This window comes from Streptococcus cristatus (assembly GCF_003943465.1).
GTDB classification, from domain to species: Bacteria; Bacillota; Bacilli; order Lactobacillales; family Streptococcaceae; genus Streptococcus; species Streptococcus cristatus_C.
This window is the reverse complement of the sequence record NZ_RJPR01000003.1, coordinates 186,109-199,066: the sequence shown is the minus strand read 5'-3', so window position 1 is coordinate 199,066 and position 12,958 is coordinate 186,109. Positions and strand designations below refer to the sequence as shown.

Genomic DNA, 12,958 nt, shown 5'->3' with positions numbered 1-12,958 from the left:
TTCAGGCTTTGAATTTCGTCCACTGAGCATTTATGATATAATAGGACTATGATTGAAAAAGTATTTCGAGATCCCGTCCATAATTATGTGCATGTGGATCATCAGGTCATTTATGATTTAATCAATACCAAAGAATTTCAACGGCTGCGTCGCATCAAACAGCTGGGCACTTCCGGCTATACTTTCCACGGCGGGGAGCACAGCCGTTTTTCGCATTGTCTGGGAGCTTACGAGATTGCCCGACGCATCACCAAGATTTTCAATGAAAAATATAGCGATGTCTGGGATAGTCACGAAAGCCTGCTAACAATGACAGCCGCTCTCCTGCATGATTTGGGACATGGCGCTTATTCACATACTTTTGAACGCCTCTTTGATACCGATCATGAGGACATTACGCGGCAAATCATCACCAGTCCTGAGACAGAGATTCATCAGGCCCTGGTACAGGTTTCGCCGGATTTCCCAGAAAAAGTAGCCAGCGTCATCAACCATACCTATCCCAATAAGCAGGTGGTCCAGCTGATTTCCAGCCAGATAGATGTGGACCGGATGGATTATCTCTTGCGAGATTCCTTCTTTACTGGCGCTTCCTATGGGCAATTTGATTTGACCAGAATTTTACGAGTGATTTGTCCTGTAGAAAACGGCATCGCCTTCAAACGCAATGGCATGCATGCTGTGGAGGACTATGTAGTCAGCCGCTACCAGATGTACATGCAGGTCTATTTCCACCCGGCTAGCCGTGCTATGGAAGTTCTGCTGCAAAATCTGCTCAAGCGGGCCAAGTTTCTCTATCCGGCTCAGAAGGATTATTTTGCGCTGTCATCGCCCAATCTCATTCCATTCTTTGAAAACAGAGTGACCCTACAGGATTATCTGGCCTTGGATGATGGTGTTATGAATACCTATTTCCAAGTTTGGATGACGAGTCCAGACAAGATTTTATCTGACCTGGCTCAGCGTTTTATCAACCGCAAGGTCTTTAAGTCTATCGTCTTCTCTCAGGAAAACGAAGCGCATTTGGATATCATGCGAGACCTAGTTGGACAGGTTGGTTTCGACCCTGATTACTATACTGCTATCCATCGTAATTTTGATTTACCTTATGATTTCTACCGGCCTGACGTTGAAAAACCCCGGACCCAGATTGAAATTCTGCAAAAAGATGGCAGCCTAGCAGAACTGTCCAGCCTGTCTCCTATCGTTCATTCGCTAGCCGGGACCAGACAAGGCGATAATCGCTTCTACTTCCCCAAGGAAATGCTAGCAGAGACCGGACTTTTCAGCGAAAAAAACCAGACCTTTATGCACTATATCAAAAACGACCAATTTACCTACGGAGAATAATATGTCTATCAAATTAGTTGCCGTCGACATTGACGGCACCCTTGTAAATAACCAAAAAGAAATCACTCCTGAAGTCTTCAGCGCTGTTCAGGATGCCAAGGCTGCTGGCGTCAAAATCGTCATTGCGACCGGCCGTCCTATTGCAGGAGTTCAAAAACTCCTCGAGGAGCTAGAACTTAATCAGCCAGGCAACTATGTCGTGACTTTCAATGGCGGACTGGTGCAGGATACTGTTACAGGTCAAGAATTAATCAAAGAAACACTGACTTACGACGATTATCTGGATATCGAGCTGCTCGGGCGAAAATTAGGCGTTCACATGCATGCCATCACCAAGGACGGCATTTATACTGCCAATCGCAACATTGGCAAGTACACTGTCTATGAGTCCAATCTGGTCAACATGCCTATCTTCTATCGTACGCCTGAAGAAATGGCTGATAAAGAAATCGTCAAGTGCATGTATATTGATGAGCCGGAAATTTTGGATGCGGCCATTGCCAAGCTGCCACCGGAATTAGCCGAAAAATATACACTAGTTAAATCAGCTCCTTTCTATCTAGAAATTGTCAAAAAAACTGTCAATAAAGGGGCTGCTATCCTTCATCTGGCTGAAAAACTGGGCTTAAGCAAGGAGCAGACTATGGCTATTGGTGATGAAGAAAACGACCGCGCCATGCTGGAAGCCGTTGGCTCTCCTGTTGTCATGGAAAACGGCAGAGAAGAACTCAAGAAAATCGCCAAATACATCACCAAGTCGAACGAAGAATCCGGCGTAGCACACGCTATTAGAGAGTGGGTTTTAAAATAATGTTTAGCTACAAAATTGGAATTTCAGCTCAGGAACACGATGATTTTGTCACGGCTCATCCGCAGGCCAATCTCCTGCAGAGCTCTGCTTGGGCTCAAATCAAGGACAACTGGGGAAATGAACGCTTGGGCTTCTACAAAGACGGCCACTTGGTTGCTGCAGCCAGTGTCCTGATTAAACCACTGCCCTTGGGGATGACCATGCTTTATATCCCTCGCGGTCCTATTATGGACTATAGTGACAAGGAGCTGCTGACCTTTGTTTTGGCGTCGCTCAAGAAATTTGCCAAGGAGAAAAAAACGCTCTTTGTCAAGTTTGACCCTAGCCTCTTTCTGGCAGAAAGCAAGATGGGTGGCGAATTGCAAGACAAAGCCGAGACGGTTGAGCTGATTCAACAGTTGCAGCAGGCAGGCGCTGTCTGGGTCGGACGGACTGAGTCTCTGGATGAAACCATCCAGCCTCGCTTGCAGGCCAATATCCATAAAGAAGATTTCAGCGAGGATTTGCTTTCTAAGAGTACTCGCCAGGCTATTCGTACAGCCCGAAACAAAGGCATCCAAATCCAATTTGGCGGAGCAGAATTACTGGATGACTTTTCAGCCCTGATGAAGAAGACAGAAAACAGAAAAAACATCCACCTACGCGGCAAAGACTATTATCAAAAACTCTTGGATACTTATCCTGATCACTCCTACATCACCTTGTCCAGCATTGATCTAAAGGCACGCTTGGAAGACTTGCAGGCTCAGCTGACCAAGACACTCAAGGAAGCAGAGAAATTTACCGAAAAAACCAAGCCTGGCAAGATTGAGAATAACCAGCAAGAACAGAAACGCCTCCAAGAAGAGATTGACTTTCTGCAGGACAAAATCAGCCAAGGTGCTACTGTCGTTCCCCTGTCTGGCACACTGGTCTTGGAATACGGCAAAACCTCGGAAAATATCTATGCCGGAATGGACGAGGAATACCGTCGTTATCAGCCTGCCATCATCACTTGGTACGAAACGGCCAAACATGCTTTTGAGCGCGGAGCAGATTGGCAAAATATGGGCGGAATCGAAAACGACCTCAAGGGCGGTCTCTACAGCTTTAAATCCAAGTTCAATCCGACCATTGAGGAATTTGCTGGTGAATTTAACCTGCCAACTAATCCTCTTTACCACCTCTCCAATCTTGCCTACACTCTCAGAAAGAAACTGCGCAGCAAGCATTAAAAGAAAGGAAGCCTATGACCTTTAAACTTCTCAGCCAAGAAGAATTCATCCAGCATACCTCAGCTAGCTCCCAATGCTCTTTTATGCAGACCGTGGAAATGGCAGAGCTGCTGAGCAAGCGTGGCTTCAGTACCCAGTATGTCGGCTACACTGACCCACAGGGACAGGTAGTGGTGTCTGCTGTCCTCTACAGCATGCCGATGACTGGCGGCCTCCATATGGAAATCAACTGCGGCCCTGTCTCTACCGATGCTCAATACTTGACTCCCTTCTATCAAGCTTTGCAGGCTTACGCTAAAAAAGAAGGCGCTCTAGAGCTCATCATCAAGCCCTACGAGACGTATCAGACCTTTGACAGCAATGGCCAGCCCACATCTGATGAAAAAGGCCAGCTTATCCAGCAACTGACTGATTTGGGCTTTGACTTTGACGGCCTACAGACAGGCTATCCAGGCGGAGAGCCTGATTGGCATTATGTCAAAGACTTAACTGGTCTGACGGAGAAAGACTTGCTCAAATCCTTCAGTAAAAATGGCAAGGCGACCGTCAAAAAGGCGAATACCTTTGGTATCAAACTAAAAAAATTAGATCGCGACCAACTCAGCGTTTTCAAAGACATCACAGCTGCCACTTCTGACCGGCGGGAATATGATGACAAGCCACTAGACTACTATCAAGATTTTTATGATAGCTTTGGACAGCAGGCAGACTTTATGACAGCCAGCCTTAACTTCAAGGACTATCTTCAGAACTTACAAAAAGACCAAGAGAAACTGGGCCAGAAAATTCAAAAACTGCAGGAGGACTTGGAAAACAATCCTCAATCTGAAAAGAAGCAAAATCAGCTGCGAGAGCTTTCCAGCCAGTTTGACAGCTTTGAAACCCGCAAAGCAGAGGCCCAAGAGCTGATTGACAAGTATGGCGACCAAGACCAAGTCCTGGCTGCCAGCCTCTTTATCTACACTCCTCAGGAAACAACCTATCTTTTCAGCGGCTCCTATCCTGAGTTTAACAAATTCTACGCCCCAGCCCTGCTGCAGGAATACGTTATAACCGAAAGTATCAAGAGAGGCATTCCATTTTATAATTTCCTCGGCATCATGGGAATTTTCGACGGTTCTGACGGTGTTCTGCGCTTCAAGCAGAACTTCAACGGCTTCATCGTTCGAAAAATGGGAACTTTCCGTTATTATCCCAACCCACTCAAGTTTAAGCTGCTTCAGCTCATAAAGAAAATTCTAAGACGTTAAAAAACCAAGGTTTCCCTTGGTTTTTTTGTGTTTATCTATAACGAGGTGACGCGAAACCACGGATATTTCCATGACCAATACGGTAAGTATTACGTTTAACTTCGTCGTTACTGTTACCTTCAATCGTGTGAATAATGCCATTTTCGACTTTTTCGACAATACCGATATGATCAGCCCAGCCATCGTTTTGCTGGGTATCTTTATCCCAGTTAAAGGTGATGATATCGCCCGCTTTAGGTGTAGAATTACCATCTTCATTCCAGATACCTAGACGTTTAAAGATATGAATATGGCGCTCAACACCGCATTCACGACCAATAAGATCGCTCAAGCCTTCTCTTTGGAAAATAACTGTCGTGAAAATGTCGCACCAGTCATCTGAATTCTTCACAGCATAACCGACTGGTAGAGGTCTAACGCTATTATAGTCATTGACCAGACGGTGGTGCTCAGCACTGCCTCCCTTGACGCCAACCATCGCTGCTGCTGCTGCAAGAACACGATCACGCTGACTGCTAGGCGATTGAGGATGTTTAATAGAAACCGTAGTTTTCTCTCCACCAGCTCCTTGCAGCTGATTGCGATTGTTCAAGTAATATAGGTGAACATTGTACTCGCCTTGGCTATTTTTATGGTCTCTTGCATAAACATGCTTGCGATAAGTACCATCAGCTTGGCGTTCCGCCGTATACCATTGAATATCATCTTGTCCATTTTGACTGGACCAAGTTGGCAAATAGACAGTTTTGACACCTTCTGGAGCTACAACACCAGAAACGACGATATCAAATTCACCAGTTTCATTATTTTTATTTTGGATACTGATTTTTCCCTGTGGTTTCTCCCCTGCCGCAACTGAAACCTTAGTCGTTGTACCACCAACGCCAACTAACTTGCCGTCGTTTTGGACATAGTACAAGTGGACACTATAGTCGCCGACAGAGTTCTTATGCTCACTAGCACGAACAGTGAATTTATATGTACCGTCTGACTGTTTCTGTGCCTTGTGCCAGATAATATCATCCTGACCTTGATCATTTGACCAAGTTGGAAGCAAGACTTCACGAACCCCTTGTGGGCTAGAAACCTCGGACACGATCACATCGAATGTACCCGTCTTGGGATTGTTGTTGGCAATAGTCAGCTTGCCTTCTGGCTTCGCAACGGACACCTTAGTCGTTGTGCCACCGACACCGACTAACTTACCGTCATTTTGGACATAGTACAAGTGGACACTGTAGTCGCCGACAGAGTTTTTGTGCTCACTGGCACGAACGGTGAATTTATATGTACCGTCTGACTGTCTTTGAGCCTTGTGCCAGATAATATCATCCTGACCATTCTCATTTGACCAAGTTGGAAGCAAGACTTCACGAACCCCTTGCGGGCTAGAAACCTCGGACACGATCACATCGAATGTACCGGTCTTGGGATTGTTGTTGGCAATAGTCAGCTTGCCTTCTGGCTTAGCAACTGAAACCTTAGTCGTTGTGCCACCGACACCAACCATCTTACCATCGTTTTGGACATAGTACAAGTGGACACTGTAGTCGCCGACAGAATTCTTGTGCTCGCTAGCACGGACGGTAAATTTATATGTACCGTCTGACTGTCTTTGAGCCTTGTGCCAGATGATGTCATCCTGACCATTCTCGTTTGACCAAGTTGGAAGCAGTACTTCACGAACGCCTTGCGGGCTGGAAACCTCGGACACGATCACATCGAATGTACCGGTCTTTGGATCGTTGTTGGCAATAGTCAGTTTGCCTTCTGGCTTAGCAACTGAAACCTTAGTCGTTGTGCCACCGACTCCGACTAACTTGCCGTCACCTTGAACGTAGTACAAGTGAACACTGTAGTCGCCAATAGAATTCTTATGCTCGCTAGAACGGACAGTAAATTTATAAGTACCGTCTGACTGTTTCTGTGCCTTGTGCCAAATGATGTCGTCCTGACCTTGATCATTTGACCAAGTCGGAAGCAAGACTTCACGAACCCCTTGCGGACTAGAAACCTCGGATACGATCACGTCGAAAGTACCGGTCTTTGGATTGTTGTTGGCAATAGTCAACTTACCTTCTGGTTTTGCAACTGAGACCTTAGTCGTTGTACCACCAACGCCGACCAACTTGCCATCACCTTGAACGTAATACAAATGAACATTGTATTCGCCCGTAGAACCTTTATGGTTGGCAGCATTAACAGTCAGCTTATAAGTTCCGTTAGCTTGCTTCGTTGCAGTATACCAAACAATATCATCTTGTCCACGCTCACTGGACCAAGTCGGAAGTTTAACTTCCTGAACTCCATGTGGTGCGGAAACTTCGGAAACAACAACATCAAATGTGCCAGTTTTTGGATTATTATTTTGAATACTAATCTTACCTGTCAGAGGTTGTTTAACCAAAGTAGCTCTAGCTGTAAATCTTCCAGAATAGTCAATGCTCTGGTCAAAAACATGCTTACCAGAAAGCAGCTGCGCTTGAGAAGTAAATTGCCAAGCTCCTGCTCCGCTATTGTACTTCAAATTTTTAGCATCATTTGCACTCAGCTTAGGTGCTGGGTACTGAGCAATCCAAAAATTATCAAGGCCAAAAAGGGATGTATTGATTGAACCTTTGTGGCGTAGGTTGTTCTGGTCAACCCAGCTAGCGCTCGTGTAATACATCAGATTTGCATATCCCTGCTTGCGCATTTCATCTGCCCAAGCCTGAGTATGCTGGTTAATCCCCGTTTGCATTTTAGGGTCTTCCATGTCATTGACCATGACTGTATTTTTAGGCAAGGACAGTTTATTAGCAAAAGCAGCATAGTAACGGGCCTCTGCTCTTGCTTCTGCATCATTTGTATAATGCGAGAAGGCATAGGTTGATACTTGCAAACCAGCTGCTTGCGCATTTCGAACCTGAGACTCAGCATAAGGATTAGTATAGTGGGTTCCTTCTGTCAGCTTAACAACGACACCGCCGACACCTTTGGATGCTAATTGGCGATAGTCTTCTACGCTGATATGGCCGTTATGACTACTCACATCCACAAAGGTAGAGCCCTTGATTTCTGCTTGTGAATTGCCACGCGCTGTTTGTCCTGCTGAAGAAGCTGCATTATAAAAAGAAGTGCTTCCTTTTTTAGATACAGGACTGGCGCTGATCGCTGGGGAAATCTGCTCAGCCTTTACTGGATTCTGAATCGCTTCAGAAGCAGCTGCCTTTGCTTGTTCACTCGCTTTATTTTCTGGTACATTCTCCTTGACCAGACTAGCAGCAGCTGTCAGATTTTCTGGTGCCTTGTATACTGGACTAGCTTCCGCTTTTGCGACCGAGCTTTCTTGTTTGACTTGACGGTCAGTAGACACCGCTTCTGGTAAGGCTACCTGCTGAGGTTGATGATCCTTTTCTACTTGAAGTTCTGCCTTAGCTACTTCAGGGTCTGTGGTTGTCGGCGTATTTTCTTCTGCCTGTACTACGTTAGCCGTTGCTGCTAGCAATATAGCTGTGCTGGCCAAATAGATAAGTTCCTTTGATTTCACCTTTTATCTCCAAACTTTTAAAAAGCTTGCCACCTTTAAGGCGACAAGCCATTTATTGTTATTCTTATTTCACAAAATCAAGAAGAGCTAAGAAACTTTCAGCTTCAAGTGACGCACCACCAACAAGGGCACCATCCACATCTGGGCAAGCCATGTATGAAGCAACGTTTTCAGGTTTAACAGAACCACCGTATTGAACGCGAACTTTGTCAGCAACTTCTTGACCAAAGTCAGCAGCTACAACGTCACGAACAACTTTACACATTTTTTGTGCGTCGTCTTGTGAAGCTGATTTACCAGTACCGATAGCCCAGATTGGCTCATAAGCGATAACTGATGCAGCAACTTGTTCAGCTGTCAATCCAGCCAATGCAGCAGATACTTGAGCACCTACGAATTCAGCAGCTTTACCAGCTTCATAAGTCTCAAGTGATTCACCACAACAGATAATTGGAAGCATTCCATTTGCAAAGATTGCTTTTGCTTTTTTGTTGATGTCTTCGTCAGTTTCATGGAAGTAGTCACGGCGTTCTGAGTGACCGATAACAACGTAGTCAGTACCGATTTCTTTCAAAACTTGTGGGCTTGTTTCACCAGTGAAAGCACCTGCATTTTCAAAGTAGCAGTTTTGAGCAGCAACTTTAAGGTTTGAACCTTTTGCAGCAGCAAGAACAGTTGTCAAATCAACTGCAGGAGCTGCGATACCTGCTTCAACAAGGTCTGATGAAGGAAGTTTTGATGCAACTGCTTCAACGAATGCTTTTGCTTCTTCTGGATTTTTGTTCATTTTCCAGTTACCAGCGATAAATGGTTTACGTGACATTTCACATACCTCTTCTATTTTTATTTATATGGGCTATTATATCATAAGTAAGCAAATTAATAAAGGTTATCCACAATTTTTCATCAAATCGTAATGTTTCTACGAGTTATCCACAGTTTTGGCTGTGAATAAATCATTCAAAGACCTCGTAGCATCCTTTACTGCCTATTTCCCAGCAGTTCCTCTATATCCGTAATGACTCTGGACTGCATTTTATTGAGATTGTTTATCTCTGCAGCTGAGTATGGGAAAGTGTTCAGCAAAACGCTATCAATTCCAACAGCTTCAGCAATAGCCATATCCGTAGAAAAATCATTGCCAACCATCACCGTATCTTCTGGATTGAACCGATTCTCCTCCAATACGAGTTCTAACCATTCTGCTTGTGGTTTTTTGATCTGATAATCCGAAGAAATATAAACTTTGTCCAGATAATCGGCACAACCCGTCAATTCAATTTCTGGCATTGTAAAAGCCTTTTGAGCATTAGAGAGCAAAATAACATCGCCTCCCTGGTCCTTAATAGCCTTTAAAACTTTCAGGGTATTGGGATAGGCATGGAGCTGACGACGGGACAAACTCCGAAACGTTACGGCCAACTGCTCTCCCCAAGCCTGCAAGTCAGGAAGCGGAGTCAGGGTTTCATGCTTAGTTGGAGCTTCCTGCAAAAGCTGAATGAAAACCGCCACCAAATCAACCTCTGGATAGGCAACGCTTTTCTCTTGCGCTATCTTGTTTTCCTGCTCTACTACCAATTGTTCATATTTCTTTTTCAAGTCTTCTGGCTGATAATCTGCTCCATATGCTGCATAGATGCGGGAAAGATACAACCATAAAGTTGGATCATCTTCGTCAGTCTGGATATCTACTAGTGTTCCATAAAAGTCAAAAAGATAATGTTTATATTCTAACTTGTGCATTTTCTCCCCTTTCGCCAGTGACAAACATGGTAAAGGTCCCCTTGCAGACATTCTTCCCATCTTGATTAACAATATCCACATCCACCACTCTAGTCGTCCGTCCGGCATGGACACAGTTCCCCTCAATGCTCAGGATGTCGCCTAGTTTAGCCGCTTTAAGATAGTTGATAGAAGATTGCAAGGTCACAGCGTCAGCTCCTTGTGAAATGACAACCAAACCACTTATCTGATCGCACAAGGTGAACAAGTAGCCTCCATGTGCATTTCCATAATAGTTTAGAGAAGAGGGAACGACCTCTGTCGTTACTAAAACATGGCCATCTTTGGCTTCCTCAATTTTATAGTTTTCAAATGCTGAAATCGCATCAAAATGAAAATCTTTCATTCCTTACTCCATTAATTTTGCTTATACTTCATCATACTACTTTTACTAGCAAGGAACAATGATTATATGCACATTCCAATGGAAAAATTTTTTCTACCAGTTACCCAAATCTCTAGCGCTCCTAATCTATCAGCCGATTGGACTAGTAGCTTGGAAATAAAGTTCTAAGCCAAATTAGGCTGGTAATGAATTTAAAAATTCTCAGCTGAAGATTTGCAAGACAAAACATTAAACTAGGTTGGAAATCACTCCAACCTAGTTTAATGTTTTGTTTTGATAAAGGTAGGAAATCAAAGCCAAGCTCATTACGCCTAGACCAAGTAGGAGAAAGGTGGCTGTGTGAACACTTGGCAAAAGCGTCATCAGGAAAGTCGCAGGAGGCATGAAAAGAATTGCCAACGTGTAGATCGTTGAGAAAACTCGGCCTAGGTACTGCTGCTCCACCTTGGTCTGAACCTGACTGAAGAAATGAATGTTGAACACAGTCATAAAGAGCTCGCAGATAAGATTACCAGAATAAGAAAAATAGGGATGAACTGGTAGCAAGGTAGAGATGCCCATGACTGCGACTCCAACACCGGTCAATAGTAGGGCTACAAGTAAATTTCCCATACTGGCCTTAACCTTGCTGGCTAAAATAGCTCCGATGATTGAGCCTATCGCACCCAAACTCAGAATGGTTGCATAAGAGCCAGTCTTGCCGTAAAGCTGATTGGTAAAAGGCAATAGATAATTAAAGGCCGCAAAGAAAAAGTTGACTGCAGAAGCTACCAAGAGCAGAAAGAAGATTTCTTTTTGCTGACGGATATAAACTAGCCCTTCCTTGATATCTCTCAGGATATTTCCAAGATTGATGGGAGACTTCTGCTTACTCGGCTCATGATTGGGCAGAAAGTAAACCAAGGCAAAAGCCAGAAAGAAGCTCAGCGCATCCAGTTGAAGAGTCACGCGCAAATTTGCATACTGCATCACGATAAAAGACAAGACTGGAGCTGAGACACTGATAACCTGCAAGGCCAATTCCAGATGAGAATTGTAGGCCACGATGTCTTCCTTGTCTACAATCTCTGTAATGTAGGATTTATTAGCTGGCCGAGAAAAAGCAAAGGCTATAGCCTGAACCACATTAGCAAAAATCAGCGCTCCAATCATGAGCTGGTCATTAGAGATAGAGGAAATCAGCAGACAAAGACCAGCACAAATCAAGTCCGCTACCATCAGCACCTTACGTCTGGAAAAGCGGTCCGTAATGGCTCCCCCCAAAGGATTGAATAAGATAGAAGTAACTAGCTCTGATATCTGGTAAATGCCCAAGACCGTTTGTCCCAGAGCTCCCAAAGAAGCAAGCCAGATGCTATTCCCATAATCATAAAGCATATTCCCAATTTTATTAATAGCAGCCCGTGTAATCAGCTGTGCTGCATGTCGATTCATAAAAATACCTCCTTCCATTTCTGAAACTATTGTATCAGGAATGGAGGGAGGTTCTTTATTTTTCCCATATTTGGGAAATTATGCTTTTACAAACTTATGGAAATGCTCTTGATAATAGGCGACTTGCTCAGGTAAATTCAGCACTTCAAAGATGTGCATAGCTTCCTGAATTTGCTTGATGCCCTGCTTCTTCTGCCCCTTCTGATAAGCCGCAAAACCCTTGAGATAGAGGAATACATTGCGTTCATAGAGTTTGATGCCCTTGCCAATGATTTTCTCTACGTAAGCCTCAAAATAGCTAGCCTTGTCAAAAGAACGACTTTCCAAACAATGCTGGTAGCAATTGAGGGCTAAAATCAAGACCAATTTCTTATGGCGGCCGATTTCTTTGTGGTAGTCCTCCCGCTCCATGACTCCCTTGCCCAGACGATAGACATAGTCCACATCATAGAAACTATAGAGATTTCCAAAGAGAATCAGCTCATACATAGTCCATTCTTCCACTTGGAAAAGATAATCAGCCACCTTATCTAAATCCACTTGCCTCATACGAAACTGGCTGTCTCGCTGACAAATCAAGCCCTGCATCAAAATCCAATTCAGCTCATAGTAAAGAGGCGCACTGCTGGCCTTGGCCTTTTCCAACTGCTCCGCTTGCAAGTCTTGAAATCCCTTGATGTCATTTGAGTAGTAAAGAGGGATAATCTTACCCATCATGGCCACATGCTCATGCTGCTGGAAATTCCTTGCCTTGTCCATAAAATTTTCAAGAGTCACATGAATATTATCCAAGAGATCTAAAAATTTCGAGAGGGTCATGTCCGACTCACCCAGCTCAAAACGAGACAGCTGAGAAGTCGAGCAAACCTGACCNGCCGCTTCCTTCAAAGAATAATGTCCATTTAAACGAAAATCACGAAAAACTTTGCCTAAATCTTCCATTTGTTTACCACTTCAATTCCTTTAATTGCTGTTTCGCTTCCCTAGTCGCTCTTTCAAAACTACCTTCACCGCCCCTTGTTCGGATTTTATTTTCAGACGAGACTCTTTTTGTCAAAATCTTATCGGCTGAAAATCGGAAAAGGCAGATTCTGCTAAAAGAACTCGTCCAGAAAATAGAAAGTTCGGGATTTGCTCTCAGACCAACCGTCAGAAAATCTGACGGACTGACTTGTCTTTAAAAGAACTTAGATTGCATGAAGAATCGTTTATTTTCCTAGAAAAATTCTCAGAACACATGTA

10 protein-coding genes are annotated in these 12,958 nt (G+C 44.1%); 4 read left to right on the top strand and 6 right to left on the bottom strand.

The features are described 5' to 3' along the window. Positions 1–48 precede the first annotated feature (48 nt). The 4 genes from D8793_RS05405 to D8793_RS05390 are packed head-to-tail and all read left to right on the top strand — an operon-like array spanning position 49 to position 4,625. Positions 49–1,350, top strand: a complete 1,302-nt coding sequence (locus tag D8793_RS05405; RefSeq protein ID WP_125371070.1) for an HD domain-containing protein — start codon at positions 49–51, stop codon at positions 1,348–1,350. 1 nt (position 1,351) lies between these two features. Further along, positions 1,352–2,161 carry a sugar-phosphatase gene (gene yidA / locus D8793_RS05400; protein ID WP_125371069.1) on the top strand — a complete coding sequence of 270 codons (810 nt, stop codon included), beginning with the start codon at positions 1,352–1,354 and terminating at the stop codon, positions 2,159–2,161. Then, positions 2,161–3,375, top strand: coding sequence for an aminoacyltransferase (locus D8793_RS05395; protein ID WP_185761019.1), 1,215 nt, complete (start codon positions 2,161–2,163; stop codon positions 3,373–3,375). Before yidA ends, D8793_RS05395 begins: the two co-directional genes overlap by 1 nt. A gap of 14 nt (positions 3,376–3,389) precedes the next feature. Beyond that, entirely contained in the window at positions 3,390–4,625 is a 1,236-nt protein-coding gene (locus tag D8793_RS05390; protein WP_125371067.1) for an aminoacyltransferase, read from the top strand. A 31-nt stretch (positions 4,626–4,656) separates the two neighbouring features. Here D8793_RS05390 and D8793_RS05385 read toward each other — a convergent pair whose 3' ends face one another. The 6 genes from D8793_RS05385 to D8793_RS05360 all read right to left on the bottom strand — a co-directional run bounded on the left by D8793_RS05385 (position 4,657) and on the right by D8793_RS05360 (position 12,658). Further along, positions 4,657–8,154: a GBS Bsp-like repeat-containing protein gene (locus tag D8793_RS05385; RefSeq protein ID WP_125371066.1), complete on the bottom strand. Its 3,498-nt coding sequence runs from the start codon at positions 8,152–8,154 to the stop codon at positions 4,657–4,659. Positions 8,155–8,218: 64 nt separating this feature from the next. Beyond that, complete coding sequence (gene tpiA, locus D8793_RS05380; RefSeq protein WP_005589685.1) at positions 8,219–8,977, bottom strand: triose-phosphate isomerase; 759 nt, start codon at positions 8,975–8,977, stop codon at positions 8,219–8,221. Between the two features lie 158 nt (positions 8,978–9,135). Beyond that, positions 9,136–9,897: an HAD family hydrolase gene (locus D8793_RS05375; protein WP_125371065.1), complete on the bottom strand. Its 762-nt coding sequence runs from the start codon at positions 9,895–9,897 to the stop codon at positions 9,136–9,138. Further along, positions 9,878–10,282, bottom strand: coding sequence for a PaaI family thioesterase (locus D8793_RS05370; RefSeq protein WP_125371064.1), 405 nt, complete (start codon positions 10,280–10,282; stop codon positions 9,878–9,880). Before D8793_RS05370 ends, D8793_RS05375 begins: the two co-directional genes overlap by 20 nt. Before the next feature lie 255 nt (positions 10,283–10,537). Next, positions 10,538–11,716, bottom strand: a complete 1,179-nt coding sequence (locus D8793_RS05365; protein ID WP_125371063.1) for an MFS transporter — start codon at positions 11,714–11,716, stop codon at positions 10,538–10,540. A 78-nt stretch (positions 11,717–11,794) separates the two neighbouring features. Next, complete coding sequence (locus D8793_RS05360) at positions 11,795–12,658, bottom strand: Rgg family transcriptional regulator (protein WP_125371062.1); 864 nt, start codon at positions 12,656–12,658, stop codon at positions 11,795–11,797. Positions 12,659–12,958 lie beyond the last annotated feature (300 nt).

Coding starts and splice junctions, on each gene's coding strand:
- D8793_RS05395 (WP_185761019.1), top strand. CDS start 2,161: ATGTTTAGCTACAAAATTGGAATTTCAGCTCAGGAACACGATGATTTT.
- tpiA (WP_005589685.1), bottom strand. CDS start 8,977: ATGTCACGTAAACCATTTATCGCTGGTAACTGGAAAATGAACAAAAAT.
- D8793_RS05365 (WP_125371063.1), bottom strand. CDS start 11,716: ATGAATCGACATGCAGCACAGCTGATTACACGGGCTGCTATTAATAAA.
- yidA (WP_125371069.1), top strand. CDS start 1,352: ATGTCTATCAAATTAGTTGCCGTCGACATTGACGGCACCCTTGTAAAT.
- D8793_RS05370 (WP_125371064.1), bottom strand. CDS start 10,282: ATGAAAGATTTTCATTTTGATGCGATTTCAGCATTTGAAAACTATAAA.
- D8793_RS05375 (WP_125371065.1), bottom strand. CDS start 9,897: ATGCACAAGTTAGAATATAAACATTATCTTTTTGACTTTTATGGAACA.
- D8793_RS05405 (WP_125371070.1), top strand. CDS start 49: ATGATTGAAAAAGTATTTCGAGATCCCGTCCATAATTATGTGCATGTG.
- D8793_RS05390 (WP_125371067.1), top strand. CDS start 3,390: ATGACCTTTAAACTTCTCAGCCAAGAAGAATTCATCCAGCATACCTCA.